The organism is Rhizobium sp. CG5 (assembly GCF_023701945.1).
Lineage (GTDB): Bacteria > Pseudomonadota > Alphaproteobacteria > Rhizobiales > Rhizobiaceae > Allorhizobium.
Genome location: NZ_JABAEF010000035.1, coordinates 1 through 26990 on the forward strand (window position 1 = coordinate 1; position 26990 = coordinate 26990).

A 26990-nucleotide genomic window follows, 5' to 3' on the forward strand; every position below is an offset into this window, starting at 1 on the left:
ATCCTCGTCGCCATCATGCGCAAGCTCATCGTCTTGGCCAATTGCCTGCTCGCCCAAAACCGCCTCTGGACACCAACTCCACCTTGACAGTAAACACAGATGCTCTGCCCTGCCGGGCATCTCCCCCACGGGTGGGGAGATCGACTGGCGGCCACGCGCTCGCCTGGCTTGGAATCATGAAAAGTGCTGACTTGATCATCTGAGGAACGCGGCTGCCGTTTTCGATTGCCCGAGCGGCAACCTCTTGCCGATCTCCCCCCGTGTGGCGGGGTGCGGAACGGTCCGCATAGCGGAGCAATCGATCCTGTGAATCGATTGCAGTGACAAACGCTGGCAAGGCAGAGGGGGGTAACTGCGGGTCGAACCGCCACTTATCGGACCTATGATAAAGAGGATCAGCCGGCCCTTGTCAGGCGCCAAACCCCTGGAACAGGGACGGCGCGCGGTTGGCGATGCTCATGCCGGCGGCGGCAAGACCGGTGCTGGCCTCAAAGGCCCGGTCTTCGAGGTCCGTTTCATCGAGGTCGTCCGCATCGGCGACATCCTGCAACAGGCCAGCCGCCTCAACCGTCACCCCGGTCATGCGCTCGCTGAGGTCGGAAAGCCCTTCGATGGCATTGTCGAGCGTCGTGACCATGCGGTCCGTGGCGGCGATCATGCCGTCCAGCGCCTCGGCCGAGGTCTCGTCCGAGACCGCGATGCGGCGGGCATTGGCGGAGGCCGGATTGAGCGAGCCGGCATCGATCAGGTAATGGCTATAGGCCGTGCCGTTTTCCGAGCGTCCGGTCACGGCGCGGGTCAGCATGCCGTCATCGGCATTGCCGCGGCCCACCAGCACGGTTTGGCTCGCCTTCAACGTCGCCGTTTCGACCGCCAGGTTGCCCTCCTCGTCGGTCGCCACCGAAGCAATCAGCTCCCGGTCGCGGGGCGGCTGGCCGAAGCCGAGCTCCAGGCCGTTGTCCCGGCCGGCCGTCACCACGTCGCGGATCTGCGCGGTGAGGTCGGCGATGGTCGCATCGATCGCGCCGCGCTGGTTATCCTCGTCCAAGGCCAGTTCCAGCTGTTCCTTGACCGCGCCGACCAGGTCGCGCACGGTTTCGAGATCGAGAACCAGCGTTTCGACGCTGGAACGGTCGAGTTCGGCGGCATCCGCCAGGTTGAGCATCGATGGCTGCCAGGCACCATCCTGCGGCGCCGGCGGGCCTGCCGGGCGTGCTGCCGCGGCAGAGGCGATGGAACTGCTGTTGGAAAGCTCGACCGTCTGGGTCGATGCGGCACCGACGCTGCGGGTCGAGAGGGAAGGAATGGTCGTCATGGCTGCCCCGTTTTCTTGTTTTTCTTGGACACAGCGTCTGATGCGCTGTTCTTGGCCTATATAAGAGCATGCAAAAGTATCTGTCCCTTTTTGAGAACAGCTAAAATTTTAGCAAAATCGCATTTTTTGGCACTGCGGCACGGCAGACTGCCCTTCGAAAGGCAGTCCGATCCGGCAACGACCGTCTCATCTGCGCAGCATCTGCTCCAGCCGGGCAAGCAGCGCCGCCCGGTCGATGGAGAAGTTGCGCTCCACCCATTCGGTTTCCAGCAGTGCCAGAATGCGTCCGACCTCCGGCCCGGCGGAGAGGCCGGCGGCCAGCACATCGGCGCCCGACAGCGGGAAGACGGGCTTGGCAAAACCTTCCGCCCGCGCCAGCAGAACGCCAAGCCGCATCGCCGGCCCCATGGCAGCCGGATCGCCACCGACCTTGGCCCGCTCGGAGGCCAGTTTCAGCTGCAGTGTCGCGACGATGCCCGCCTTGCCGTGGCGGTAGAGCTGCCGATCGAGCGCCACATCCTTGATATCCTCGGCAAGGTTCGGCGCTGTGGCAAACGCCTCCAGAAACGCAGCTTCCGCCTTGGAAAGCCGCAGCCGCGCCGCCAGCCCCTGCAGCCGCTCGGCATCGCGCGGCACGATCGAGGCGAGCCGCAGCAGCGCATCGGGCGCCCAGCCGAGCGCCTGTTCGCAGGCAATCAGGCCCGGGATGGCGTCGATGCCCCATTTCTCGGTCTCCGGCAGGATTTCGGTCAAGACGCCCGATTGCCGCATCCACAAGAGCGCCCGGCCCGGATCGGGCGCCGCCAGCAGCTTCTTCGTCTCCGACCACACGCGCTCGGCCGAGAGCGTCGAGAGCTTGGAGCGGGCAGCGGCGCAGGCCCTTAAGCCCTCGGCATCGGGCCGGCCGCGGCCGTACCAGGCAAAGAACCGGAAGAACCGCAGCACCCGCAGATAATCCTCGGCGATGCGCTCGGCGGCCACACCGATGAAGCGCACCGTGCCCGTCTCGATATCGGCAAGCCCTCCGACCAGGTCGATCACCTCGCCCGTCTGATCGGCATAAAGCGCATTGATCGTCAGGTCACGCCGTTCGGCATCGACCTGCCAGTCGGTACCGAAGGCCACTTGCGCGTGCCGGCCGTCGGTTGCCACATCGGCGCGCAGCGTCGTCACCTCAAACGGCCGGCCCTCAAGGACCAGGGTGACGGTGCCGTGGTCGATGCCGGTCGGAACGGCCTTGATGCCGGCCGCCCTGGCGCGCTCCATCACCACCTGCGGCAGCAGCGTCGTGGCAATGTCAATATCGGCAACCGCCATGCCCATCAGGCTGTTGCGCACCGCCCCGCCGACCACCCGCGCCTCCCCGCCATCAGCGTTCAGCAGTCCCAGGACCGTGCGCAGCGCCGCTTGGCCGAACCAGGCCTGGTCGGAAAGATGGGTCATCGGTAGAGCCTTTCATAAAGGGTGCGCAGAATGCCGGCCGTTATGCCCCAGATGCGGCGCTCGCCATAGGGCATGACATAGAAATGCCGGACGATGCCCTGCCAGGGCAGGCTGTCGCGCTGGTGATTGGCCGGATCCATCAGGAATGACAAGGGCACTTCGAACACCTCGTCCACCTCGTCCGGGTTCGGCACCACGGTAAAGCCGCGCTGCACGACGGAGAGCACCGGAATGATGCGAAAGCCCGTGCCGGCCAGATATTGCGGCAGCCGCCCGACCGTCTCGACGAAGGACGGATCAAGCCCGATCTCCTCCTGCGCCTCGCGCAGCGCCGCCGTTTCCGGGGAGAGATCGCCCTCGTCTATGCCGCCGCCGGGAAAGGCGATCTGGCCGGAATGTTTTCGCATGCGTGTGGTGCGCTGGGTGAGGATCACCTTGGCATCGTCGCCGTCCTCGACCACCGGGATCAGCACCGCGGCGTCCTTCAGCTTGCGGCCCTCGACCTCCAGCAGGCTGGCGGGATTGAGAATATGGTCGCCATGCTCGCGCCAAGCATGTTCGATCGGCGCGCCGATCTGGTTCAGCGCCCGGCGGCGGAACTCGGCCGCCGAATAAAGGGGCAATCCGCTCATTGCGACAGCGCGTCCAGTTCGGCGGCCGGCAGCATCGGGAACACCGCACCGCCGGAGCGCACGGCAAACATCGCAACGCCGTCGATCTCGATCTCTTCGCCCAGCGCCACCAGATCATACATGACAGGCCGCGACACCAGCGCCTCCAGCCGGCCCCGCACCATCAGATAGGGCTTCAACTGCTGGTTCTCGCCGGAAATGACGAAGCGCAATTCATGCTCCGGCCCGGCCTCCACCACATCGCCGACATTGGTGCGAAAGGTCAGCAGCGGTTGACCTTCCCTGGTGCCGACACTCATCTCGACGGCCAGGAACGGCGCATCCTCGATGCGGATGCCAACCTTTTCCACAGGCGTGACGAGATAGGTTTTTCCGTCCTCGTCCTTGCGCAACACGGTCGAAAACAGCCGCACCAGCGGCGCCCGTCCGATCGGCGTGCCCATGTAGAACCAGCTGCCGTCCGCCCGGATCTCCATGTCGATATCGCCGCAAAACGGCGGATTCCAGCGTTCCACGGGCGGCAAACCGCCCTTTCCGCCCGCCGTCTGCTCCGCCGCGCGCGAAATCAGCGCGGCCAGTCCTGCGGCGTCTTTGCTTGCGCTGAGTTCCTCGGCTGCCATCTTTGCGTCCCGGTTTGTCCCTTAGGATCGGTGTAGTCACGAGATAGTCATTTGAAACGCGCTTGTCAGCGGGGCGTTAGGGAATAAGTTGTTTTAAGAGGCAGCGATTGCGCCTGTTGTGCGATTCGCCCGCCGTGAGCCGGAGCCAGACGGAGAGCACCATGGGCATGATGAAGACGCCGGACACCGAACTCGACGAAAGCGCCATGGTCGCTTCTGCGGAAGCCGCCCTTGCCGATATCGCCCTGATCCGCCGGGAAGTGTCGAAGGTCATCTTCGGCCAGGAACGCGTCGTCGAAAACACCCTTCTCGCCATCCTGTCCGGCGGCCATGCGCTGCTGGTCGGCGTGCCGGGTCTGGCCAAGACCAAGCTGGTCACCACGCTGGGCACGGTCCTGGGCCTTGACGCCAACCGCATCCAGTTCACCCCCGACCTGATGCCGTCCGATATTCTCGGCACCGAGGTGATGGACCAGGACGACAGCGGCCGGCGCTCCTTCCGCTTCCTCAAAGGCCCGGTCTTTGCGCAATTGCTGATGGCCGACGAAATCAACCGCGCCAGCCCGCGCACCCAGTCCGCTCTGCTGCAGTCCATGCAGGAATATCACATCACCATGGCCGGCCAGCGCTACGACCTGCCGGCCCCCTTCCATGTGCTGGCCACCCAGAACCCGCTGGAGCAGGAAGGCACCTATCCGCTGCCGGAAGCCCAGCTCGACCGCTTCCTGCTGCAGGTCGATGTCGGCTATCCGGAACTGGCCGCCGAGCGGCAGATCCTGCTGGAAACGACCGGCCTTGCCGAATCCCGCGCCGACAGCGTCATCGGCGCCGAACGGCTGATCGAGATCCAGCGCCTGATCCGCCAGATGCCGGTCTCCGACACTGTCGTCGAGGCCATCCTGTCGCTGGTCCGCTCGGCCCGCCCCGGCCAGGGCAATAGCGACACCGACAAGCATGTCGCCTGGGGTCCGGGTCCGCGCGCCGGCCAGTCGCTGATGCTCTGCGCCCGCGCCCGTGCGCTTTACGAAGGCCGCCTCGCCCCGTCGCTCGACGACGTGCATGCGCTGGCCGAACCGATCCTGCAGCACCGCATGGCCCTGACCTTTGCCGCCCGCGCCGAAGGCATGTCGGTGCGCGATGTGATCGCCGGCCTGGTTCGCCAGGCCAAGGGCTAAGGGAGGCAGCGCGCGCGTGGTGTCCATCGGACAGATCGTCGAACAGACATCCGGCAGCGAGGCGCTCACCCGCGCCAGACAGCGGGCGGTGCTCATCCCCGACTGCATGGTCGAGGCCAGGCGCATCGCCAATACGGTGATTGCCGGCTGGCACGGCCGCCGCAAGCGCGGCATCGGCGAGAATTTCTGGCAGTTCCGGCCCTATGCCGAGGGCGAGAGCCTGTCGCGAATCGACTGGCGCCGCTCGGCCCGCGACGACCACATGTATGTGCGCGACCGCGAGTGGGAAGCCGCCCACACCGTCTGGCTCTGGGCCGACATGTCGCCGTCGATGATGTACAAGTCGAGCTACGGCAATGTCTCCAAGGAGAGCCGCGCCCTGGTGCTGATGCTGGCGCTGGCCGAGATCCTCGCCCGCTCCGGCGAGCGCATCGGTTGTCCGGGGATCATGGAGCCGGTTTCGGCCCGCAATGCCGCCGAACGGCTGGCAACGGCCGTGATCCACGCGCCGCTGACCTCGGGCCTGCCGGAAACCCAGATGATCCGCGGCGTCAGCGACATCGTGCTGATCGGCGACTTCCTCGATGATCCCGACAGCATCATGGCCCGCATTGCGCCGCTGGCCCGCCGCGGCCTGCGCGGCCATGTGGTCGAGATCGCCGATCCGGCCGAGGAAACCTTCCCCTATACCGGCCGCACCGAGTTCACCGATCCGGAAACCGGCCAGAAACTCGTCTCCGGCCGCGCCGAAGGCCTGCGCGACGAATACCGCCGGGCCTATCTCAGCCGCCGCGACAATCTCGGCGAGGCGCTGCGCCGCCTCGGCTGGAGCTTCGTGCATCATCGCACCGACCAGCTCGCCTCGCAGGCGCTGGTCTCGGTGCATATGTATCTGTCCGGCACGCCGCCCCATGTCGGCAGGGGAGGCAATTCATGAACGCCCTGCCGTTTGCCTTTGCCAGCCCGGCCATTCTGGTGGCGCTCGCCGCTTTGCCGCTGATCTGGTGGCTGCTGAAATTGACGCCGCCGCGCCCGCGCGCCGAAATCTTCCCGCCGCTGAAGATCCTCGCCGGCGTCATGAAGCGCGAGGAAACACCGGCCAAGAGCCCGTGGTGGCTGACGGCCCTGCGCATGGCGATCGCCGCCCTGGTGATCATCGCCCTGGCCGGCCCCGTGCTTAATCCGCGCGGCAGTTCGCTGTCGGCCGAAGGTCCGCTGGTGCTTTTGATCGACAATGGCTGGGCGACCGCTGCCGACTGGGACAGACGGCGCCAGACCGCCGAATTGCTGATCGACGATGCCGAGGACCGCGGCGTGCCCGTGTCGATCGCGCTCACCGCCGAACCGCTGCACGATGCCGTACCGGCCAATGCGGCGGCGGCCCGCGAAAAGCTGATGGCGGCAAGCCCGAAGCCGCTTAGGCCCGATCGCGACGGCGCGATTGCGGCCATCGAGGCGGCGCTTGCCGGCACCGTGCCCGGCACGCTGGCCTTCATCGCCGATGGCATCAGGAGCAGCGACGACGACGCCACAATGACACGGCTTGCCGCCCTTCAGCCGCGGGACTTGCGGCTCGTCGAGGGCAATGGCGCCAGCGCGGTGGCCATTACCGGGGCCGTCAACGGCGCCGACAACCTGACCGTCAAGGCGACGCGGCTGAATGGGCTGACCGCCGAGCAAATGATCGTCGACGCGCAGGACCAGCAGGGCCGCACCATCGCCTCCGGCACGCTAGCCTTTGCCGCCGGCCAGACGGTGGCGAGTGGCGACATCGCCGCGCCCTTCGAACTGCGCAACGATTTTGCCCGGCTGAATATTGCCGGCTTTGCCAGCGCCGGCGCGACCCACCTTCTCGACGACGGTTTCCGCCGCAGGCGCGTCGCCCTGCTGTCGGGCGATAGCGGCGACGATTTCCAGCCGCTGCTGTCGCCGCTGTTCTATATCCAACGAGCGCTTGCCCCCTATGCCGACCTGATCGAGCCCGATGTGCAGGACCTGGCGATCAGCATTCCGGAAATCCTGCAGCGCAATCCGTCTGTTATCGTCATGGCCGATATCGGCCGCCTGCCGGCCGACGTCTACGAGCCGCTGCAGCGCTGGATCGCCAATGGCGGCACGCTGATCCGCTTTGCCGGACCGCGCCTTGCCGCCGCCCCGGTCGGCGATCCCTTGGTGCCGGTCGTGCTGCGCCAGGGCGAACGTGCGCTGGGCGGTGCACTCTCCTGGGCCGAACCGCAGCCGCTCGCCGACTTTCCGCTGACCGGACCCTTTGCCGGCATGGCCCGCCCCGACAAGATCCTGGTCAAGCGCCAGGTTCTGGCCGAGCCGACCCCGGATCTGGCCGAGCGCACCTGGGCAAGCCTTGCCGACGGCACGCCGCTGGTCACCGTCAAGCAGGCCGGTGGCGGCCGCACCGTGCTCTTCCACGTCAGCGCCGAAGCCACCTGGTCCGACCTGCCGATCTCGGGCGAATTCGTCGAGATGCTGCGCCGCATCGTGCAATTGTCGAATGTCGGCAGCGGCGCCGGCCAGAACGGCACCGCGGGAGTGGCCGCCCTGCCGCCCTATCGCCTGTTGACCGAGCGCGGCGCTCTGACCGGCGAGACCGGCGCGGCCCGGCCGCTGGAGCTTGGCGAACGACGGCCGACCGCCGCCACCTTCGACAATCCGCCGGGCCTTTACGGCACCGAAGACGGATTTGCAGCGCTGAACCTGCTGGCGACCGATGCCGAACTGCGTCCGCTCGACGTGTCGGCCTCGCCGATCCCGGTCGATCGCCTGCCGCTGGCCGGCACCGTGGCGACGCCGCTGAAACCCGGTCTTCTGACGCTGGCATTGCTGCTGCTGATCCTCGACAGCCTGATCGTGCTGTTCATGGGCGGCGCCTTTGCCCGCCTGCCAAAGCGCGCCAGCGCCGCAGCGCTCATTGGCCTTGCCGCCCTGCTGATGGCAGGCCCGGACCGGGCCATGGCCGACGATGCCAAGCCCGGCGACGAGCAGATCCTTGAAAGGCTCGACAACACCCATCTGGCCTATGTGCGCACCGGCGAAGCCGAGGTCGACGACCTCTCCGAGCGCGGCCTGACCGGCCTCACCGATTTCCTGACCTATCGCACGACGCTCGAGCCGAGCATGCCGGTCGGCCTCGATATCGCCCGCGACGAGCTGTCCTTCTACCCGATCATCTTCTGGCCGATCTCGGCGACCGCTCCCATGCCGAGTGCGGCCGCCATCAGCCGCATCGACGCCTATATGCGCTCCGGCGGCACCGTCCTGTTCGACACCCGCGACCAGCTGTCGAATATCAGCGGCGACGCCGGCCCCAGCGCCAATGGCGAGCGGCTGCAGGCGATTCTGGCCAATATCGACATTCCGCCGCTGGAGCCGGTTCCCTCCGATCACGTGCTGACGCGGTCCTTCTACCTGCTGACCAACTTTCCCGGCCGCTATACCGGCAGCCCGCTCTGGGTCGAGGCCCGCCAGGAAGCCCGCGCCTCCAGCAGCGGCGTCACATCGTCCGGCGACGGCGTCTCGCCGATCCTGATCACCGGCAACGACATGCTCGGCGCCTGGGCCATGGATGCCAATGGCGCCCCGGTTCTGCCGACCGTGCCGCCGGACGAGACCCAGCGCGAAATGTCCTACCGCTCCGGCGTCAACATCATGATGTATATGCTGACCGGCAACTACAAGGCCGACCAGGTGCACATTCCCGCCCTGCTCGAACGGCTGGGGCAATGACATGACCCTTGAATTCGCCCCCTTCCTGCCCTGGACGGCGCTGGCCGCCCTTGCGGTCCTCAGCCTGGCGCTGGCCGTGCTGGGGCTTGCCCGCAGCGTGCGCGGCACCGGCTTTCGGCTTTTGGCGCTGGCAGCCCTGATCGCCGCCCTTGCCAATCCGCTGCTGCTGCAGGAAGACCGCGACCCCTTGAGCACCGTCGTGCCCATCATCGTCGACCGCAGCCAGAGCCAGGACACGCCAGAGCGCACCGCCATGACCGATGCGGCGCTGGAAGGGCTGAAAGACCGGCTCGGCCGCTTTGCCAGCATCGAGCCGCGTATCGTCGAGGTCAAGGATCCAGAAACCTCCGACACGCCGACGACGCGGCTGTTCGAAGCCCTGTCGACCGCCATTTCCGACGTGCCGCCGGCCCGCATCGGCGGCGTGGTGTTCATCACCGACGGCCAGATTCACGATATCCCTTCGGCCGGCCAGACGGCCGGCGTCGATGCGCCCATCCACGGCCTGATCACCGGCAAGGCCGATGAGTTCGACCGGCGCATCGAAGTGCTGCGCGCGCCGCGCTTCAGCATCGTCGGCGAGGATCAGCAATTGACCTTCCGGGTGTTCGACGACGGCCGCTCGCCCGGCGCCTCGGCCAATGTCACCGTCACCATGAACGGTGAGGAAATCGCCCGGCTGCAGGCCACCCCCGGCCAGGAAACGCCCTTCCCCTTCAAGGTACCGCGCGGCGGCAACAATGTGCTCGAATTTGCCGTCGAGGGCCTGCCCGGCGAAGTGACCGAGGCCAACAACCGCGCCATCCACCTGATCGAAGGCATCCGCGAGAACCTGCGCGTGCTGCTGGTCTCCGGCGAGCCCCATGCCGGCGAACGGGCCTGGCGCAACCTGCTGAAATCCGACGCCTCGGTCGATCTGGTGCATTTCACCATTCTGCGCCCACCGGAAAAACAGGACGGCACGCCGATCAACGAACTGTCGCTGATCGCCTTCCCGACCCGCGAGCTGTTCGTCGAGAAGATCGAGGATTTCGACCTGATCATCTTCGATCGCTACCAGCATCGCGGCGTGCTGCCGATCCTCTATTACGACTATATCGCCGAATATGTCAGGAAGGGCGGCGCCCTGTTGATCGCCGCCGGCCCGGAACATGCCGGCGAGGATTCGATCGCCATGACGCCGCTGGCATCCGTGCTGCCGGCGGCCCCCACCGGCGCCATGCACGAGGCGGCCTTCTATCCGCGCCTGTCGGATCTCGGCAAGCGCCACCCCGTCACCCGTGGCCTCGACGGATCGGCCATCGAACCGCCGAGCTGGGGCCGCTGGTTCCGCAGCGTCGACGTCGACACGCCGAACGGCGAAACGGTAATGACCGCCGCCGACGGCCGCCCGCTGCTGGTGCTGAACCGCGCCGACGAAGGCCGCGTCGCCATGCTTCTGTCGGACCAGGGCTGGCTCTGGGCGCGCGGTTTTGAGGGCGGCGGCCCGCATGTCTCGCTCTATCGCCGCATCGCCCATTGGCTGATGAAGGAGCCGGAGCTCGAGGAAGAGGCGCTGACCGCCCGCGCCGCCGGCCGGACGCTGGAAATCAGCCGGCAGACCATCGGTGACAATCCCGGCGAAGCCGCCATCCGCTATCCCTCCGGCAAGACCGAGACCGTGCCGCTGACCGAGACCGGCCCTGGCCTGTTCCGCGCCGAGCGCAAGATGGATGAGACCGGCCTGTTCACCGTCAGCAATGGCGATTTCTCCACCCTTGTGCATGTCGGCGCCGTCGATGCGCCGGAATTCAAGGCGATGATCTCCACCACCGAGACCCTGGCGCCTTTGGCCGCCACCAGCCGCGGCCTGGTGGCCAGGCTCGACAACGGCAATGACGGCGTACGCCTGCCGGACATCCTGCCCGTTCGCGGCCAGGTCCGCGTTGCCGACGACCGCCGCATGGCGATCAGGCTCACCGATGAGACCGTGCTGAAAGGCATCGACACCCTGCCGCTGTTTGCCGGCTTCGCCGGCCTCGCCGCCCTGCTCTTCGCCATCTCGGCCATGTGGTGGCGCGAGGGACGGTAGAGCATTGACCAACGAAGATCCCAAACTCGACGTGCTGGACAGCACATCGCCTGAGGATGAGCGGGCGGTGCTGGCGGCCTTGCGCGTCCATAACAGCCAGATGCTCGGGCCCACCGACCGCCGGGATCTGAGCATCCCTATCCGCGACGCGGAGGGAAAAACCGAAGGTGGGCTGATCGGCTATACCGGCCGCGGCTGGCTCTGCGTCGAGTTTCTGTTCGTGCCGGAGCGCTATCGCGGCCGGGGACTGGCCGGCAAACTGTTGCAATTGGCCGAGGACGAGGCAAAAGCCCGCGGCTGCAAGGGCGCCTATATCGACACCATCAATCCGGCCGCGCTGCGAGCCTATGAGCGGCAGGGCTACAAACCCTTCGGCCGCATCGACAATTTCAGCGGCGACTACGCCATCACCTGGCTCATGAAGCGATTTTAAGGCTCGTTGTCGTTGTCATTGTCGTTGTCGGCGCCACCGTCAAAGTCTCGCTCATCACCTCGCGGATCTGCTGGCGCAGCCAGCGCCCGGCAAGATCATTATCGGAATGGGTCGGCCAGACCATGGCGACCGGCAGGAAGCGCAAGCTCAGCGGCACCGGGCTGGTGACAAGTCCCAGCAGCGGCCCGTAGCGCTGGGCGATGCGCGCCGAGACCGTGGCGATGACAGGGCTGATGCGCGCCGTCGCCAGAACCGTCATGAAATCGGGGGCCGCCGTGACGATGTTCAAGTCCACGCCGGCAAATTCCAGCGCTTCCTTGATACAGCCATGCAGGCTTTCCGAATGCGAGATGACAGCATGGTCGGCCGCCAGATAGGCCTCGATCGACACGGGGTTGTCCAGCTTGAGCAGTTGAGGATTGTAGCAGCAGGCGACTTCGGACTCGAACAGCATCTCGCAGATCCGCCGGCTCGCCTGGGCATAGGTGCAGCCGACGGCGAGATCTATGGCGCCGCCGTCGAGCATTGCATCCACCTCGTCCGGCTGGCAGCCGCGCGCCAGAATCTTGATCCCTGGCGCCAGCCGGCGCAGCCGCGCCGTCAGCTCCGGCAGGAGCAGGAGTTCGACCTCCGCCGACATGCCGACGCGCACGACCCTCTGCTCGGTGGCCGGATCGAACATATCGGCCGCCGTCAGCGCCGTCTGCGCCTGCTTCAGCGCCAGGCGGATCGGTCCGGACAGGCTGCGCGCCCGCGCCGTCGGCTGCATGGTCTGGCCATTGCGCAGGAACAGCTCGTCCTGGAACAGCACCCGGAGCGTCGAAAGCGCATGGCTCATCGCCGGCTGCTGGATCTTCAGCCGCCGCGCCGCCCTGGTCACGCTGCCCTCCGCCATCAGCGCATCGAAGGCCACCAGCAGGTTGAGGTCGAAGGAACGCAGATTGAAATGATCGATAGTGTCCATGAGCCGCATCGATTTGATTGCTAACCCCACCATAGATACCTGTTTGAAAGGTTCTTGCAAGGCCGCCTCGCCCCATCGAACAATCAGGAGTGCCACCATGCACACACGTCGATCCATTCTGAAAACTGCCGGCACGGCGGTGCTGGCCGCCGGCGCAGCATCCACCCTGCCCCTCTCGGCCTCTGCCAAGGCGCCCTTTGCCGCCCGCCAGGCGCCGGCTTTCTATCGCCTCAAGCTCGGCGCGGTCGAGGTCACCGCGCTCTCCGACGGCACCATTTCCCTGCCGCTGGCCAAGCTCTACCGCAACACCACCGAGACCGAGGCAACCGCCGCCCTTGCCGCCGCCTTCCAGGGCAGCCCGACCGAGACCTCCGTCAATGCCTTCCTGGTCAACACCGGCGACAGGCTCGTGCTGATCGATGCCGGCACGGGCGCCTATCTGGGCCCGTCGCTCGGCCATCTCGTCGCCAATATCGAGGCCTCCGGCTACAGCCCTGCCGACATCGATGACGTGATCCTCACCCATGTCCACACCGACCATTCCGGCGGTCTGGCCATCGATGGCAAGCGCGTCTTTGAAAATGCCACCCTGCATGTCAACCAGCGCGAGGCCGCCTTCTGGCAGGATCCGGCCGAACAGCAGAAGGCGGCAGACGCGGTCAAGACCCAGTTCACGCAAGCCCATGACGCCCTGACGCCCTATATCGAGGCTGGCCGCTTCGAGACCTTCGACGACGATAGCGATGTCCTGCCGGGCTTCGGATCGGTGCTCAGGGCCGGCCATACGCCGGGCCACAGCGCCATCGTGGTGGAAAGTCAGGGCCGCAAGATCGTCTTCTGGGGCGACATCACCCATGGCGACGTCCTGCAGTTCGACCAGCCGGACGTGGCCATCGAATTCGATCACGACAAGGACGCCGCAATCGCCGCCCGGGCCAAGGCCTTCGACGAGGCAGTGGCCGAGGGCTATCTGGTCGCCGGCGCCCATATCGCCTTCCCCGGCATCGGCCATGTCAGACGCGACGACATCCAATTCGACTGGGTGCCGTTCAACTACGGTCAGACGCTCTGAAACGACAATCCGGGCGGCCCTGCGGGGCCGCCCCTGCTCCCACCCGCGACTACTTCTGACGCCAGGCGATCTTGCCCTTCAGCCGGGTATGAACATCCTCGTTGAGCGGCACGACCAGAACCCGGGCCGGGTCGACCGGGCCTGGGAATTCCAGCGCCGCATAGGCGACCTTTTCAAAGCCGAGCGGCATGTAATAGGGCGGGTCGCCGACCAGGATCACCGCTTCGGAGCCGGCCCGACGCGCCGCATCGACGGCGATGCGCACCAGTTCGCGACCGATGCCCTGGTTCTTGTGGGACGGGCGAACCGCCAGCGGCCCCAGAAGATGGCCCTTGACCCCGCCGGCATCCACAGCCGTCATGCGCACCGAGGCAATGGTTTCGCCATCGTCGGCGCAGATGAAGGAGAGCGAGCGGTCATGCGGCCCCTGCTCGCGGATGCGGGCCGCTGCCCGCGCCAGCCGGCCGGGGCCAAAGGCTTCTTCGTTGATATGCTCGACGATGGCGTCATGGGACGCATCCTCGGTGAGGTAGACAAGCGCGTGATTGTTCATGAAAGGACCGGAACCAGAAATGCGGACAGGAAGGATGGATCTCGAAAGCGCCGTTGTGACAGGCGTTCAAGCAGCTTCAGCGTCGTCGCGGGTTCCGGTTGTCGAGCATCGGTCTGAGATTCCAAATTTGCGACGTTGCGAATAGCAACTAATTCTGCCGACGTCCAATGGAAAAACGCACTGTTCATCCTTTGCTATCTCGCAATCTGCGCTGGCCGCCGTATGTAAGGCACAACGAAAACGAACAACCGAAGGATCGTGTCATGGGCATGCTGGTAGACGGCGTCTGGCAAGACGTCTGGTATGATACGAAATCGACCGCAGGCCATTTCCGCCGCGGCGCCTCGATCTTCCGCAACTGGGTCACCGCCGATGGCGAGCCCGGCCCGACCGGCAAGGGCGGCTTCAAGGCCGAGGCCGGACGTTACCATCTCTATGTGTCGCTCGCCTGTCCCTGGGCCCATCGCACCCTGATCTTCCGTAAGCTGAAAGGCCTCGAAGACCTGATTTCGGTCTCGGTCGTCGATCCGCTGATGGTCGAAAACGGCTGGGAATTCCACGACCGCGATGGCGGCACCGTCGATCATCTGTTCGGCTCGTCGGCGCTCTGGCAGGTCTATGTGAAAGCCGACCCGTCCTATTCCGGCCGCGTCACCGTGCCTGTTCTGTGGGACAAGCAGACCGATACCATGGTCTCCAACGAATCCGCCGACATCATCCGCATGTTCAACAGCGCCTTTGACGGCATCACCGGATCGAGCCTCGATTTCCACCCGCAGGCCCTGCATGCGCAGATCGATGAGATCAACGCCCGCATCTACGACACCGTCAACAACGGCGTCTACAAGGCCGGCTTTGCCACCACCCAGGCCGCTTACGAAAGCGCCGTCTTTCCGCTGTTCGAGACCCTGGACTGGCTGGAAGAGCGGCTCACCGCGCAGCGCTACCTGTTCGGCGACACCCTGACGGAAGCCGACTGGCGGCTGTTCACCACGCTGGTGCGCTTCGATCCGGTCTATGTCGGTCATTTCAAGTGCAACCTGCGCCGCATTGCCGACTATCCGGCCCTTGAGACCTATCTGCGCGACCTCTACCAGGTGCCGGGCGTCGCCGGCACGGTCAACCTGCAGCACATCAAGGACCACTATTACCGCAGCCACAAGACCATCAACCCGACCGGCGTGGTACCCGCCGGCCCGCTGCTGGATCTTGACCGGCCGCACGGCCGCGAGACGCTTACCAGATCTCGGAGCGCGTGATCTCGCCGCTGAGTTCGGCGAGGCGCTTGCGCGTCGCGTTGGTCGCCCCGTCCGGCAGGTCGAGCGGATCGAAAAAGCCGCATTCGGCGATCTCGCGGTCGGGCGGCCGCGGCGCGGTCTGTTTCACATCGACCCGGTAGAGCAGCACATGGTCGTGTTTGCTGATGCGGCTGTTGTAATAAATGTGGAAGAGTTCCGGCACGCCGGTCATTTCCAGGTTACCCTCTTCCCGCAATTCCTTGGTGAGCGCCTGGCCCGCCGTCTCGTGGTGCTCGATGCCGCCGCCCGGCAGATACCAGCCCGGCACATAGGTATGGCGCACCAGGAAAACCCGGCCTTGCTCGTCGAAACAGGCGGCGCGCACCCCCATCGTCATGCCGCGCGACAGCACAAAATAGCGATGCAGCACCGCCATCAGCAGCCGCGAGCCGCGGCCGCGTAACTCGTCGTTGCGATTGTCGTCCCGTTTGTCGTCACTCATTCTGCTTGCCCCCCATGGTTCACATCTTTAAGACATGGAGCCATGTTCAAGCTAGCGCATATATCCGATATCCACCTCGGGCCCCTTCCCAGCATGACCTTCCGCGAACTGGCTTCCAAGCGCATTACCGGCTACGTCAACTGGCACCGCAACCGCGCCAAGCACATGATCACCGGCACGCTCGACCTTCTGGTCGACGACATGCGGGCTCGCGAGCCGGACCATCTGGCCATCACCGGCGACCTGGTCAATTTGGCAACCGGCATCGAGATCCGCGCCGCCGCAAAATGGCTGCAGGAAACCGGCGGCCCCTTGCAGACCTCCGTGGTACCCGGCAATCACGACGCCTATGTGCCCGGCGCCCACGACAAGGCGATGAGCGCCTGGTATGATTTCGTCAAGGGCGACGACGATCCGCTGATCTGGGAAAAGGATTTCAAGCTCTTCCCGACCATCCGCCGCCGCGGCCCCGTGGCGATGATCGGCTGTTCGACCTCGATCGCCACCCCGCCCTTTGCCGCGACCGGTTATTTCGGCTCGCGCCAGGCCCGCGAAACCGTCGAACTGCTGAAAGCCGCCGGCAAGGAGGGCCTGTTTCGCGTCGTGATGATCCATCATCCGCCGATCCGCGGCGCCGCCTCCAGCCACAAGCGCATGATCGGCATCCGCCGCTTTGCCGCCGCCGTCTTCACCGGCGGCGCCGAACTGGTTCTGCACGGCCACACCCATCTGAACACGCTCTACTGGCTGCAGGGCCATGGCAAGCGCGTGCCGGTGGTCGGCATCGCCTCGGCCTCGCAGGGCCCCGGCGGCAGCAAGCCCCCCGCCGCCTAAAATCTGTTCTCGATCCCCGGCAAGCCCGACGCCTGGCCGCTGGCCGGGAACCGCTTCGGCAGGGAGGCGGCCGCCGCCATAACCCGCCAGCACCATCAACGCCTGCTGGGCTGATACAGCCCTCCCCTCGGGAATACCTCGGCTGGCCTGGGACCGCCTGACCCTGGCCATTCTTGATTCATGTCAATGCCGGGCGCCCTTTCGAGGCGCCTAATATAGCTTGACAAGCAACCGCTATCCACGACGATGCGGGGCAAGAGGAGAGAGGAGAACCATGGCAAACAGGGACCTACCGAACATCACCGGCGAGAGTGAAACGGGCGCTGCCGGTGCATTGCCGCCGGCCGTCGAGGCGGGCCTGGCCGAAGAGCGCAGTCAGGCCGCCCAGGAGGCCGAACTGTCGGCGATCAGCGCGATCGCCACGCAAGCCCATGGAAACCGCGAGGTCGAGGCCGGCATCGCCGCCATCATCGCCGGCGCCTCTCCCGACGACGCCCGCCGCTTGCGCAAGCAGCTGGGCTCCAAACCGTCCGGCCGCTCCAAGGCCAGCAGTGATGAACTGGCCGAGGATTGGCGCGACGGCGGTTATCCCTACAAATACAAGATGCTGCGCCGCGACTACGAGCATGAGAAATTCGTTCTCCAGACCGAGCTGCTGAAACTGCAGTCCTGGGTCAAGGACGCCAACCAGCGGGTCATCATCCTGTTCGAGGGACGCGATGCCGCCGGCAAGGGCGGCGCCATCAAGCGCTTCATGGAGCACCTCAATCCGCGCGGCGCACGGGTCGTCGCGCTCGAAAAGCCGAGCGAAGTCGAGCGCGGCCAATGGTATTTCCAGCGCTATGTCGAGCATCTGCCGACCCGCGGCGAGATCGTGCTGTTCGACCGCAGCTGGTACAACCGCGCCGGCGTCGAGCGGGTCATGGGCTTCTGCAGCGATGAGGAATATCGCGAATTCCTGCGCCAGGCGCCGGAATTCGAGCGTAACCTGGTACGCAGCGGCCTGCACCTGATCAAGTTCTGGTTTTCCGTCAGCCAGGACGAGCAGCGCCGCCGCTTCAAGGAGCGCAAGGTTCATCCGCTCAAACAATGGAAGCTCTCGCCGGTCGACCTCGCCTCGCTCGACAAATGGGACGATTACACCCGCGCCAAGGAGGCGATGTTCTTCCACACCGATACCGCCGATTCGCCCTGGCTGGTGATCAAGTCGAACGACAAGAAGCGCGCCCGGCTCAATGCCATGCGCTACATCCTGCATTCAATGCCCTATCCCGGCAAGGACCCCGACCGCATCGGCCGCGTCGACACCCTCTTGGTCGGCCGCGCCAACACCATCCATGAGCGCGGCGAATATACGCTCGGCGACAAGTAGCAAGGGCAGCGGCCGCCGACATCAGGGCACCTGGGCAAGCACCGCACGAAGCAACGACAGGACGCGTTCCGGGCACTCGTCGATCAGCATATGGCCGGCGCCTGCGATGCGCTCGACGGTGATGTTCGCCGGCAGGCCCTCGGCCTGCGCCACTGGCAGGATGGTATCGTCCAGCCCCCAGACGACATAGCAGGGCATGGCGAGCCGGCCGAGGTCTGCAAGCGGCAGCGTGCCCTGCCGCCTGTCGTCGAGCGGCGAGCCGGCCAGGATCGCCTCGAACACCTGTCGAAGTGCATCACCGGCGCCCGGCACCTGCCGTGACGCCCACAGGGTCCGCACAGCCTCCTCATGGAAGCAGAAGCCGGGACCGGTCATGGCCCGCAGCGCCGTTTGCAGCGCCGCCTCGCTGTCGGCAAAGCCATACGCGGCAAGCGCCCGATGATTGATCTCCGGCCCGAAACCGCCCGGCGCCAATAGCGTCAGGCTTTTCACCCGCGTCGGCTCCCGCAGCGCCATCAGTGCCGCGGTCGCACCGCCCAACGAATGGCCGGCGACATGACACCGTGCCACGCCGCGCCGCTTGAGATCGATGAGCACCGCCTTGGCCATGCGCCCGGCACCGCCGATACCGTCCTCCTGCAGAGACCCGCCATGGCCCGGCAGGTCATAGGCGATGACCGGAATTGTTTCCGGCAATCCGGCCATCACGTCCTGCCAGACGCAAGCCCCGCCGCCAAAGCCATGCAGCAGCACCAGAGGCGCTGCCGCTTTGTCGTCACCCCGCGTGATCGCGGCAAGCGCCACCGGTATCAGGCCTTGGCGTGACGCGCCTCGAGCGCCCGGTTGGCCGCCGAGACGATCGCTTCGAGAGAGGCCGCGACGATGTTGGTGTTGATCCCCGCACCGAACAGCTTGCCGCCCGGATAGTCGATCTCGACATAGGCGATCGCCGCCGCATTCGAGCCGTGCTGCAGCGAATGCTCGGAATAATCCCTGACCGACATCTCGACGCCGAGATAGGTCGACAGCGCATTGATGAAGCCGTCGATCGGGCCGGTGCCCCTGCCCTCGATGCGCTTGGTCTCGCCCCGATCGGTGATCTCGGCCGCCACCACCCGCATGCCCTTGTGCTCGGTATCGGGATAGGTGTGATGGTCGACATATTTCAGGCGGGCGTCGGGCTGGTCGACATAGGAGCGGATGAACTGATCATAGATCCGCTTCGACGGCAGTTCCACGCCCTCGTCGTCGGTAATGCGCTGGATCTCCTCGCGGAACTCCACCTGCAGGGCGCGCGGCAGGTTGATGCCGTAATCCTCCGCCAGGATATAGGCGATGCCGCCCTTGCCCGACTGCGAATTGATGCGGATGATCGCCTCGTAGGAGCGTCCGACATCCTGCGGGTCGATCGGCAGATACGGCACTTCCCACAGCGAGGAATTGGCCTTGCGGATCGCCTTCATGCCCTTGTTGATCGCATCCTGATGCGAGCCGGAAAAGGCCGTATAGACCAGTTCGCCGACATACGGATGGCGCTCGGGAATGACCATCTCGTTGGAATATTCATAGACCGCCTTGATCCGCTCGATATCCGAGCAGTCCAGCTTCGGGTCAATGCCCTGCGTATACATGTTGAGCGCCAGCGTCACCACATCGACATTGCCGGTGCGCTCGCCATTGCCGAACAACGTGCCTTCGACCCGGTCGGCACCGGCCATCAGCGCCAGCTCGGTCGCGGCGATGCCGGTGCCGCGGTCGTTGTGGGGATGCAGCGAGATGATGACGTTTTCGCGGTTGTGGATATTGCGGCACATCCATTCGATCTGGTCGGCATAGATGTTCGGCGTCGCCATCTCGACCGTCGACGGCAGGTTGAGGATCAGCTTGTTGTCCGGCGTCGGCTGGATGATCTCGATCACCGCATTGGAAATCTCCAAGGCCACGTCCAGCTCCGTGCCGGTAAAGCTTTCCGGCGAATATTCGAAGCGGAAGCCACCATTGTCTTTGGTAGCGGCCTTCGCCGCCATCTCGGTGATCATCTTGGCCGCATCGACGGCAATCTGCTTGATGCCGGGCACGTCCTTGGCAAACACCACGCGGCGCTGCAGCTCGGAGGTCGAATTGTAGAAATGGATGATCGGCCGCTTGGCCCCTTCCAGCGCCTCGAAGGTCCGCGTGATCAGTTCCGGCCGGCACTGCACCAGCACCTGCAGCGACACGTCGGCCGGCACATTGCCCTCTTCGACGCACCAGCGGGCAAAATCGAAATCGGTCTGCGAGGCGGACGGGAAACCGATCTCGATTTCCTTGAAGCCCATGTCGAGCAGCAGCTGGAACATGCGCGCCTTGCGGTCATGGCCCATCGGGTTGACCAGCGACTGGTTGCCGTCGCGCAGGTCGACCGAACACCAGATCGGCGCCTTGGTAATGGTCTTGGACGGCCAGGTACGGTCGGAAATATCGATCTGCGGATAGGCGCGGTATTTCTGCGAAGCGTCCGGCATGCCCTGCTTCACGGAATGGGTCTTGGCAATCATCGTCTTCTCTTCCTCTTTCCGCATGTGCCTCGGCTCTTAGCGCATCGTTTGCGGCTTGGCGACGGCAAATGCTGGCCAGATCTGGCCCGATATCATTTGTCTTGGGAGTGTGTGCGAAGAGCTATTGCCAAGCGGCTATCCGGCCGCCGGGCGCTCCTCAATGGACCCGGCAACCGCGCGTAAGGTCGAGAAGAAGAAGCGAGAGTGGGGCAAACGACATCGCGCCGGCGCACATGCGGCCGGCGGCAAAGGACGTCAAAAAAGGGTTGCCCGGAATCGTCATGACACAAGTGATAGCGCGCAGCCTTGCGTCGCGCAAGGGGGTTATTCGGCGGCGGTAACGTTCGCCAGACGCTCTCTCACCCATTTTGAAATCAGGCGATCCCGTGTCGTGCCCAAACGAGCCACCTCGGCATCCAATTGCGTCAGATCCTGCTTGGGAATTTCAAGTTGCACGATTTCGCGTTCCCAATTGACCAGGCGGGCTTTTGACCAGTCGACATATTCGCTGATATCTTCACCATCATCGAACTTCTTGTCGAATTCGGCCGCTGATATGGTCTTCATAGAGCTTCCTCTCGTAGTCACGAGCTCGCCTAACCGAAATAATACGAACGCTTCTGTCCCGTAGTGTGAAAACTGCCATCCAGCATTTCCCACCGACAATCCCGACCAATCCCAATCTTGGCTCGTCATCGGATCTGGCCGATGTCAACAAGGCAGTGCCACGCCACAGTTCCTGAGCCTCGATGAAATCGATCCCGTGCTTCTCCTTGTTCATGGCGCTCTTGGCGGGATCGAACTCGAACTCCATGAGGTCTTGTAGCACGAAATATGGCCGTTTTCCACGGATTCAACCCTTGCGCGCCACCTTCAGCAGCCCCATCATCAGCCCGCCGGCGATCAGGCCCCAGAAGGCGCCGGAGATGCCGCCGATGGAGATGCCCGATGCGGTGATCAGGAAGGTGACGGCGGCCGCCTCGCGGCTTTCGACCGCCTGGAACGCCGCCACCGCGGAGCCTGAAAAGGCGCCGATCAGTGCCAGGCCGGCCACCGCCTGGATCAGGATCGGCGGCGCCAGCGCCACGAAAGCCGTGACTGCCCCGGCCAGCAGCCCCAGCACGATATAGCCGATGCCGCCGACGATGGCCGCCCAGTAGCGCCGCTGCGGATCGGGATGGGCATCGGCACCGGCGCACATCGCCGCGGTGATCGCCGCCAGGTTGACCGCATGTCCGCCGAACGGCGCCGACAGCAGCGAAAAGAAGCCGGTTGTGGCAAACAGCGGACCGGGGTTCGGCTGATAGCCGTTGACCTTCAGCACGGCGATGCCGGGAATGTTCTGCGAGGCCATGGTGACGATGAACAGCGGCAGGGCAATCGAGATCAGCGCCGGCAGGGTGAAACTCGGCACCACGAATTCGACAGGCGGCAGCAGCGATTGCGACCATTGCGCCATGGCGCCGTCCGGCATGTCGACCCCGAACACCATGACGCCGACAAAGGCCGCAAGCGCCGCGGGCACCGCATATAGCCGCCTGAAGGCACCGACCACCACCCAGGCAATGACAATCGGCAGGCCAAGAAGCGGATCAAAGGCCACCGCCTTGAAGGGTGCAAAACACAAGGTGATAATCACCCCGGCCAGCATGGCATTGGCCAGCGGCGCCGGAATGGCGGCCACCGCCCGGCCAAGCGGCCGGAACAGACCGGCAAAGACGATCAGCAGCGCGCAGACCAGAAAGGCGCCGACAGCCGCCGAAAAACCACCCTCGACGGCCCCGGACGTCGCCATCAGGGCGGCACCCGGCGTCGACCAGGCAATCGAGATCGGCAGCCGCGTCACGGTGCTGAGCACGATGGCGCAAAGCCCCATCGAGACCGACAGCGCCATCAGCCCGGAGGCCGCCTCGAAATCCGTCGCCCCCACCCCCTTCAGCCCCTGCAACACCACGGCAAACGAACTGGCAAAGCCGACAAAGGCGGTGAGCACGCCCATGAACAGGCTTTGCGCGGAAAGATCTTTCAGCATGAGGCAAACTCTATGAAGCAACGAGGATTGTCATCCCACATCAGAAAGCGTGCGGCTTGGCAAGGCATGGCCGCCGCAGACGGGTACGGCCTATCCGGACATTCGGCAGGCAGCCCTTGATCGTCAGATATAGAGCGCTGCCATCTTGCGCCAGGCGCCGGCCCTGTGGGCGCGGCCATCCCAGCGATGCAGGCTGTGCTGGACGCCCTTCTGGCCGAGCAGATGGCTGAGTTGCAGATTGTTGTCGAGGAAGGGATCGGCATTGCCGATGGCCAGCACGATATCGAGCTGGCGCAGCTTTTCCAGCCGCCAGTCGCCGTCGAGGCCGGGCAGAAAATGCGTCGGCGTGTGGAAATAGACCTGGTCGTCGTAATAGCCATCCAGCAGGTCGCCGAAGGATTCGACCTGCATCGTCAGGTCGTAACGTCCGGAAAAGGCGACCAGTTTGCGAAACAGATGCGGGTGACGGAAAACCAGATCGGCGGCCTGGAAGGCGCCCAGGCTGCAGCCGTGCACGATGATGCAGTCATTGTCGTTTTTCGCCGCCATCAGCGGCAGGACCTCGTACAGCACGTAGTTTTCGAATGCAGCATGCCGGGCCATGCGGTCGGCGGGATGGCGGCGGCGGTCATAGAAACTCTCCCCCGCCAGCCCCTCGATGCAATAGAGCTGCAACTGGCCGGCATTGACCTTGTCGGCCAGGCTCCCGACGATGCCCAGCTGTTCGTATTCGAAAAACCGCCCTTCGCGGGTCGGAAACATCAACACCTTGGCGCCGGCATGGCCGAACACCAGCAATTCCATGTCGCGCTGCAAACGCGGACTGTACCAGCGTAGATATTCCCGGTTCATGTCACCTCGAAAAACCGCCTGTTTCTCTCAGAAAGTGCTGCCTGCTGTACTGAGTCCATAGGATAGTCGAAATGCCCGGCGTCAAGAATGAAGATTTCGTTACAATTTGCGCGGGGCAAGGCATTGGCGACGGAGAACTGGCAAGGCGGCGCCACCGCCGGGTCGAACAGCGCCACCGCCACCAGCATCGGCACCGAAATCCGCGTCGCGGCGCTCGCCGCATCGAACAGCCGCAAATGGTCGAGAACATCGGGATGGCTGCGGCCATAGCGCTGCACCGCATCGGCGCTGCCGGTGGTCGGTAGCTCCAGCCACAGAGCCCGGTTGCCAAAGGTCGGCACCTCCAGGAAGCCGCGCTCAATGCGCGGATCAAACGGGATCGCCAAGGCGCCGATACCGCCGCCGAAGCTGATGCCGCTATAGCCGATCCGCCCGCCCAGATCAGGGAAAAGCGCGATCAGTGCCGAGACCGCCACCCACAGATCCTCGACGCAGCCGCCGATCACATAGCGCTCCGGCTTGTCGATATCGTGCAGCACGTGAAAGGCCGGCTCCGGCGAAATCGGCGGGTGCAAGCTGCGGGAAATGCCGCGAAAGCAGGGAAACAGCACGGCCGTCTCCTTGACCGGCAGGTCGAAATTCGGGGCAACCCGGCCGCCATAACCATGGCCGACCACCAGCCCGCGCCGGATCTTGCCATGCCGCGGCACAAGCAGCCAGCCGCCGATCGTCACACCATCGGTCGAAGTAAAGCTGATGTCCTGCACAATCCAGTCCGGATGGCTGGTCTTGGCCGTGCGCATGGCGAGTTTTGGATCGACCGCCAGCGCCTTCATATAGCGCGCCTGCCAGAAAGTATCGAAGCCCGGCGGTGGCTCCGGCGGCGCGATCGCCCGCAAGTCCTCCAGCGTCAGGCCATAGCTCGGATCGAAGGGAAAATGGTGCTTCATCTTAGGACTCATCGGCAAGTTCTTCCCCGATTCCGGCAACGGGGCAAGGGCCGGACGGCGATCGCCCGGCAAATCACCGGAAGCAGAGGGCACAGGCCCGGCCAGAACCGGTTCGGCAAGTGCTGCTCCGATCGCGGCAAGCCCATAACGAAGAAACCCCCGCCGGTTCGGTCCGGCGAGGGTTTTCATGTCAGGCGTCTCGTGAGCCACGGCTCAGATATCCGACTGGCTTTCGATGATCTTGGAGACCAGGCCATAGGTCTTGGCTTCCTCGGCCGACAGCCAGTAGTCGCGGTCGATGTCCTTGGCGATCTTTTCTTCCGTCTGGCCGGTGGCCTTGGAGAAGATCTTGATCAGGCGCTGGTTCATCTTGATGATTTCGCGAGCCTGGATCTCGATATCCGATGCCATGCCGCGGGTGCCGCCCGAGGGTTGATGCAGCAGGAAGCGGGTATTGGGCAGGCACAGGCGCCGTTCCTTCGGCACCGAGACATAGATCAGCGCGCCGGCGGAGGCGACCCAGCCGGTGCCGATGATCCACACCTTCGGCTTGATGAACTTGATCATGTCATGGATGCTGTCACCCGATTCCACATGACCGCCCGGCGAATTCACGTACACGCGAATGTCCTCGTCGCTGGCGGCAGCCAGCGCCACCAGCTGCGTGCAGACCTTCTGGGCCAGTTCCATGGTGATGCCACCATAGATGAAGATCGAACGCGACTTGAAAAGGTTCGCTTCCGTTTCCTTGCCAAGCGGCAGTTCCTTGCTCTTGTCGTCTTCGTCTTCGTTCATCCGGCAATTCTCCACTTGCGTTTAGCTCACCCGCACATAGTGCGACTCACGTCGTAAAACAATGCGATAAAAAGACAAGGCATGGAACCGGTGAACAGCTGATGAACCGGCACGCGCCGCCTTGTTTTGCAACCTTCCCCCAAGATTGCCCCTTCCGGCCCTGTTGCCGATACCGGCTATTAACAGTCCTTGCTTATAAAGGTCCGGCACGGGGACACGGATATGCCAACCAGGATACGGCTTGCGGAAATCATCGAGGCTCTGAGCCAGGCGCTCGACATGACCGAGGGCCAGCCGCCCGGCCATTGCATCCGCTGCTGTTATATCGGCACGGCCATCGGCCGCGCCATCGGCCTGTCCGACGATCAGTTGCAGGATCTCTATTACACCCTGCTCCTCAAAGATCTCGGCTGCTCCAGCAATGCCGCCCGCATCTGCAAGCTCTACATAGCCGACGATCTGAAGTTCAAGAAGGACTTCAAGCTGGTCGACGGCAGCCTGCCGCAGGTGCTGCGCTTCGTGCTCTCCCATACCGGCATGCAGGCGGGCCTGGCCGAGCGCTTCCGCAGCATCATCACAATCTTGAAGAATGGCGGCGAGATCGCCACCGACCTGATCCGCACCCGCTGCGAGCGCGGCGCCGAGATCGCCCGCCAGATGCGCTTTTCCGAAGCGGTGGCCGGCGGCATTCTCGATCTCGACGAACATTTCGACGGCGGCGGCCAGCCGCTCGGGCGCAAGGGCGAAGAGATCTCGCTGCTCGCCCGCATCGCCCTGCTGGCGCAGGTGGCCGACGTCTTCTTCATGAGCGCCGGCCCGCAATCGGCCATCGCCGAGATCGAAAAGCGCGCCGGCACCTGGTTCGATCCGGCTCTCGCGCAGGCCTTCCTGCAGGTCGCCACCGACGCGGATTTCTGGGCTGAGCTCGGCTCCCCGGATCTGGAACGCATCGTGCTCGATAGCGAACCCGGCCGCCAGGCGATCCTCGCCGACGAGGAGTATCTCGACGATATCGCCGCCGGCTTTGCCCGGGTGATCGACGCCAAGAGCCCCTATACATCGGGCCATAGCGACCGCGTCGCGCTGTTTACCGACATGATCGCCGAGGAAATGGGTATCGACCCCGCCGCAAGGCGCTGGCTGAAGCGCGGCGCCCTCCTGCACGATATCGGCAAGCTCGGCGTCTCCAACAGCGTGCTCGACAAGCCGGGCAAGCTGGAGGGCGCGGAATGGCGGGCCATGCAGCGCCATGCCGAATATTCCGAGACCATCCTGTCGCGCATCCAGGCCTTTGCCGATCTGGCCAGGATCGGCGGTGCCCATCACGAACGTCTCGACGGCCGGGGCTATCCGCGCGGCCTGACCGGCGGTGAGATCGGCCTCGAAACCCGCATCGTCTCGACCGCCGACGTCTTCGACGCGCTGACCGCCGACCGCCCCTACCGCGCCGCCATGCCGGTCGCCAAGGCGCTGTCTATCCTCTGGGACGGCGCCGACAAAAGCCACGACCCCGCCTGCATCGAAGCGCTGCAACGGGCACTGGCCAAGGCCGAACTGGCGGCGGCGTGAGGTCTTGAGCCAAGGTGGTCCGTCAGAGCGCCCGTTGCGCCGCCTCTCCCCATCGTGCCCGGTAGCCCCCCTTGCATCATTGATCCGCGCCTTGATGGTATTGTTTGGGCGTGATCCCTCGGAGGTGGCCACCTCCGAGGGATCTGGCGGGCGGGACCGTTTCCCCCTTGGCTTGAACCGAGGCAGAGCTTGGTCCGTCCGTCTTCACGTTTGTCCTGAACAGATGATGGGGAGCAAGTCCCGCATGCAAGGCAAGGTTTCGTTCGAACAAGACGCGACGTCCGCAGTTT

Annotated in this window: 24 protein-coding genes and 1 pseudogene; 10 read left to right on the plus strand and 15 right to left on the minus strand. The window is 64.8% G+C overall.

What is annotated here, in order from left to right:
- Window positions 1–409: 409 nt before the first annotated feature.
- The 4 genes from HGO38_RS30035 to HGO38_RS30050 all read right to left on the minus strand — a co-directional run bounded on the left by HGO38_RS30035 (window position 410) and on the right by HGO38_RS30050 (window position 4010).
- Window positions 410–1315, minus strand: a complete 906-nt coding sequence (locus HGO38_RS30035; RefSeq protein ID WP_250959462.1) for a hypothetical protein — start codon at window positions 1313–1315, stop codon at window positions 410–412.
- 186 nt (window positions 1316–1501) lie between these two features.
- Window positions 1502–2758 (minus strand): CCA tRNA nucleotidyltransferase, encoded by a 1257-nt coding sequence (locus tag HGO38_RS30040; protein WP_250959463.1) that lies wholly within the window; start codon window positions 2756–2758, stop codon window positions 1502–1504.
- A complete protein-coding gene (locus tag HGO38_RS30045) occupies window positions 2755–3390 on the minus strand; it encodes a CoA pyrophosphatase (RefSeq protein ID WP_250959464.1) in 636 nt (211 codons plus the stop codon). Before HGO38_RS30045 ends, HGO38_RS30040 begins: the two co-directional genes overlap by 4 nt.
- Window positions 3387–4010, minus strand: a complete 624-nt coding sequence (locus HGO38_RS30050) for a DUF1285 domain-containing protein (protein ID WP_250959465.1) — start codon at window positions 4008–4010, stop codon at window positions 3387–3389. The genes HGO38_RS30045 and HGO38_RS30050 overlap by 4 nt, the downstream gene beginning before the upstream one ends.
- 161 nt (window positions 4011–4171) lie before the next feature.
- On the opposite strand from HGO38_RS30050, the gene HGO38_RS30055 reads away from it, so the two are divergent.
- From HGO38_RS30055 to HGO38_RS30075, 5 genes are read left to right on the plus strand one after another with little or no spacing between them, the layout of a single operon-like run.
- A complete protein-coding gene (locus tag HGO38_RS30055; protein WP_250959466.1) occupies window positions 4172–5185 on the plus strand; it encodes an AAA family ATPase in 1014 nt (337 codons plus the stop codon).
- A 16-nt stretch (window positions 5186–5201) separates the two neighbouring features.
- Window positions 5202–6122, plus strand: a complete 921-nt coding sequence (locus tag HGO38_RS30060; protein WP_250959467.1) for a DUF58 domain-containing protein — start codon at window positions 5202–5204, stop codon at window positions 6120–6122.
- Complete coding sequence (locus HGO38_RS30065; protein WP_250959468.1) at window positions 6119–8926, plus strand: DUF4159 domain-containing protein; 2808 nt, start codon at window positions 6119–6121, stop codon at window positions 8924–8926. The genes HGO38_RS30060 and HGO38_RS30065 overlap by 4 nt, the downstream gene beginning before the upstream one ends.
- 1 nt (window position 8927) lies before the next feature.
- Window positions 8928–10997: a hypothetical protein gene (locus HGO38_RS30070; protein ID WP_250959469.1), complete on the plus strand. Its 2070-nt coding sequence runs from the start codon at window positions 8928–8930 to the stop codon at window positions 10995–10997.
- 4 nt (window positions 10998–11001) lie between these two features.
- Window positions 11002–11430 (plus strand): GNAT family N-acetyltransferase, encoded by a 429-nt coding sequence (locus tag HGO38_RS30075; RefSeq protein WP_250959470.1) that lies wholly within the window; start codon window positions 11002–11004, stop codon window positions 11428–11430.
- On the opposite strand, the gene HGO38_RS30080 is transcribed toward HGO38_RS30075, so the two are convergent.
- Entirely contained in the window at window positions 11414–12394 is a 981-nt protein-coding gene (locus tag HGO38_RS30080) for a LysR family transcriptional regulator (RefSeq protein WP_250959471.1), read from the minus strand. The genes HGO38_RS30075 and HGO38_RS30080 overlap by 17 nt on opposite strands.
- A gap of 97 nt (window positions 12395–12491) precedes the next feature.
- On the opposite strand from HGO38_RS30080, the gene HGO38_RS30085 reads away from it, so the two are divergent.
- Window positions 12492–13466 carry an MBL fold metallo-hydrolase gene (locus HGO38_RS30085; RefSeq protein WP_250959472.1) on the plus strand — a complete coding sequence of 325 codons (975 nt, stop codon included), beginning with the start codon at window positions 12492–12494 and terminating at the stop codon, window positions 13464–13466.
- 49 nt (window positions 13467–13515) lie between these two features.
- Here HGO38_RS30085 and HGO38_RS30090 read toward each other — a convergent pair whose 3' ends face one another.
- Window positions 13516–14019, minus strand: coding sequence for a GNAT family N-acetyltransferase (locus HGO38_RS30090; protein WP_250959473.1), 504 nt, complete (start codon window positions 14017–14019; stop codon window positions 13516–13518).
- 263 nt (window positions 14020–14282) lie between these two features.
- Here HGO38_RS30090 and HGO38_RS30095 point away from each other — a divergent pair, with 263 nt between their 5' ends.
- A complete protein-coding gene (locus HGO38_RS30095; RefSeq protein ID WP_250959474.1) occupies window positions 14283–15278 on the plus strand; it encodes a glutathione S-transferase family protein in 996 nt (331 codons plus the stop codon).
- On the opposite strand, the gene HGO38_RS30100 is transcribed toward HGO38_RS30095, so the two are convergent.
- Window positions 15256–15759, minus strand: a complete 504-nt coding sequence (locus tag HGO38_RS30100; RefSeq protein ID WP_250959475.1) for an NUDIX domain-containing protein — start codon at window positions 15757–15759, stop codon at window positions 15256–15258. The two genes, HGO38_RS30095 and HGO38_RS30100, sit on opposite strands and share 23 nt — an antisense overlap.
- A 42-nt stretch (window positions 15760–15801) precedes the next feature.
- Here HGO38_RS30100 and HGO38_RS30105 point away from each other — a divergent pair.
- Both HGO38_RS30105 and ppk2 read left to right on the plus strand, forming a co-directional pair.
- Window positions 15802–16590 (plus strand): annotated as a pseudogene (locus HGO38_RS30105) (metallophosphoesterase family protein); the annotation flags it as partial.
- A gap of 277 nt (window positions 16591–16867) precedes the next feature.
- Window positions 16868–17965, plus strand: coding sequence for a polyphosphate kinase 2 (gene ppk2, locus HGO38_RS30110; protein WP_250959476.1), 1098 nt, complete (start codon window positions 16868–16870; stop codon window positions 17963–17965).
- Between the two features lie 21 nt (window positions 17966–17986).
- Here ppk2 and HGO38_RS30115 read toward each other — a convergent pair whose 3' ends face one another.
- From HGO38_RS30115 to HGO38_RS30150, 8 genes are all read right to left on the minus strand, one after another.
- The gene (locus tag HGO38_RS30115; protein WP_250959477.1) at window positions 17987–18769 is read right to left on the minus strand and encodes an alpha/beta fold hydrolase; all 783 of its coding nucleotides are present in this window, start codon (window positions 18767–18769) and stop codon (window positions 17987–17989) included.
- A gap of 5 nt (window positions 18770–18774) precedes the next feature.
- Window positions 18775–20502 (minus strand): 2-isopropylmalate synthase, encoded by a 1728-nt coding sequence (gene leuA, locus HGO38_RS30120; protein ID WP_250959485.1) that lies wholly within the window; start codon window positions 20500–20502, stop codon window positions 18775–18777.
- 324 nt (window positions 20503–20826) lie between these two features.
- Complete coding sequence (gene brnA / locus HGO38_RS30125; protein ID WP_250959478.1) at window positions 20827–21069, minus strand: type II toxin-antitoxin system BrnA family antitoxin; 243 nt, start codon at window positions 21067–21069, stop codon at window positions 20827–20829.
- Complete coding sequence (locus HGO38_RS30130; protein WP_250959479.1) at window positions 21026–21316, minus strand: BrnT family toxin; 291 nt, start codon at window positions 21314–21316, stop codon at window positions 21026–21028. Before HGO38_RS30130 ends, brnA begins: the two co-directional genes overlap by 44 nt.
- Window positions 21317–21355: 39 nt before the next feature.
- A complete protein-coding gene (locus tag HGO38_RS30135; protein WP_284739610.1) occupies window positions 21356–22555 on the minus strand; it encodes a benzoate/H(+) symporter BenE family transporter in 1200 nt (399 codons plus the stop codon).
- A 102-nt stretch (window positions 22556–22657) separates the two neighbouring features.
- Window positions 22658–23386, minus strand: coding sequence for an esterase family protein (locus HGO38_RS30140; RefSeq protein ID WP_250959481.1), 729 nt, complete (start codon window positions 23384–23386; stop codon window positions 22658–22660).
- The gene (locus tag HGO38_RS30145) at window positions 23383–24348 is read right to left on the minus strand and encodes an acetylxylan esterase (RefSeq protein ID WP_250959482.1); all 966 of its coding nucleotides are present in this window, start codon (window positions 24346–24348) and stop codon (window positions 23383–23385) included. Before HGO38_RS30145 ends, HGO38_RS30140 begins: the two co-directional genes overlap by 4 nt.
- A 201-nt stretch (window positions 24349–24549) precedes the next feature.
- Window positions 24550–25131, minus strand: a complete 582-nt coding sequence (locus tag HGO38_RS30150; protein WP_250959483.1) for an ATP-dependent Clp protease proteolytic subunit — start codon at window positions 25129–25131, stop codon at window positions 24550–24552.
- 222 nt (window positions 25132–25353) lie between these two features.
- On the opposite strand from HGO38_RS30150, the gene HGO38_RS30155 reads away from it, so the two are divergent.
- The gene (locus HGO38_RS30155; RefSeq protein ID WP_250959484.1) at window positions 25354–26700 is read left to right on the plus strand and encodes an HD-GYP domain-containing protein; all 1347 of its coding nucleotides are present in this window, start codon (window positions 25354–25356) and stop codon (window positions 26698–26700) included.
- Window positions 26701–26990: the final 290 nt, after the last annotated feature.

Bases quoted from the DNA above. Each gene is read 5' to 3' on its own strand.
- HGO38_RS30040 (WP_250959463.1), bottom strand. From the start codon at position 2,758: ATGACCCATCTTTCCGACCAGGCCTGGTTCGGCCAAGCGGCGCTGCGC.
- HGO38_RS30155 (WP_250959484.1), top strand. From the start codon at position 25,354: ATGCCAACCAGGATACGGCTTGCGGAAATCATCGAGGCTCTGAGCCAG.
- ppk2 (WP_250959476.1), top strand. From the start codon at position 16,868: ATGGCAAACAGGGACCTACCGAACATCACCGGCGAGAGTGAAACGGGC.
- HGO38_RS30150 (WP_250959483.1), bottom strand. From the start codon at position 25,131: ATGAACGAAGACGAAGACGACAAGAGCAAGGAACTGCCGCTTGGCAAG.
- HGO38_RS30045 (WP_250959464.1), bottom strand. From the start codon at position 3,390: ATGAGCGGATTGCCCCTTTATTCGGCGGCCGAGTTCCGCCGCCGGGCG.
- brnA (WP_250959478.1), bottom strand. From the start codon at position 21,069: ATGAAGACCATATCAGCGGCCGAATTCGACAAGAAGTTCGATGATGGT.
- leuA (WP_250959485.1), bottom strand. From the start codon at position 20,502: ATGATTGCCAAGACCCATTCCGTGAAGCAGGGCATGCCGGACGCTTCG.
- HGO38_RS30055 (WP_250959466.1), top strand. From the start codon at position 4,172: ATGGGCATGATGAAGACGCCGGACACCGAACTCGACGAAAGCGCCATG.
- HGO38_RS30085 (WP_250959472.1), top strand. From the start codon at position 12,492: ATGCACACACGTCGATCCATTCTGAAAACTGCCGGCACGGCGGTGCTG.
- HGO38_RS30065 (WP_250959468.1), top strand. From the start codon at position 6,119: ATGAACGCCCTGCCGTTTGCCTTTGCCAGCCCGGCCATTCTGGTGGCG.
- HGO38_RS30095 (WP_250959474.1), top strand. From the start codon at position 14,283: ATGGGCATGCTGGTAGACGGCGTCTGGCAAGACGTCTGGTATGATACG.
- HGO38_RS30140 (WP_250959481.1), bottom strand. From the start codon at position 23,386: ATGAACCGGGAATATCTACGCTGGTACAGTCCGCGTTTGCAGCGCGAC.
- HGO38_RS30035 (WP_250959462.1), bottom strand. From the start codon at position 1,315: ATGACGACCATTCCTTCCCTCTCGACCCGCAGCGTCGGTGCCGCATCG.
- HGO38_RS30100 (WP_250959475.1), bottom strand. From the start codon at position 15,759: ATGAGTGACGACAAACGGGACGACAATCGCAACGACGAGTTACGCGGC.
- HGO38_RS30145 (WP_250959482.1), bottom strand. From the start codon at position 24,348: ATGAGTCCTAAGATGAAGCACCATTTTCCCTTCGATCCGAGCTATGGC.
- HGO38_RS30130 (WP_250959479.1), bottom strand. From the start codon at position 21,316: ATGGAGTTCGAGTTCGATCCCGCCAAGAGCGCCATGAACAAGGAGAAG.
- HGO38_RS30080 (WP_250959471.1), bottom strand. From the start codon at position 12,394: ATGGACACTATCGATCATTTCAATCTGCGTTCCTTCGACCTCAACCTG.
- HGO38_RS30070 (WP_250959469.1), top strand. From the start codon at position 8,928: ATGACCCTTGAATTCGCCCCCTTCCTGCCCTGGACGGCGCTGGCCGCC.
- HGO38_RS30090 (WP_250959473.1), bottom strand. From the start codon at position 14,019: ATGAACAATCACGCGCTTGTCTACCTCACCGAGGATGCGTCCCATGAC.
- HGO38_RS30050 (WP_250959465.1), bottom strand. From the start codon at position 4,010: ATGGCAGCCGAGGAACTCAGCGCAAGCAAAGACGCCGCAGGACTGGCC.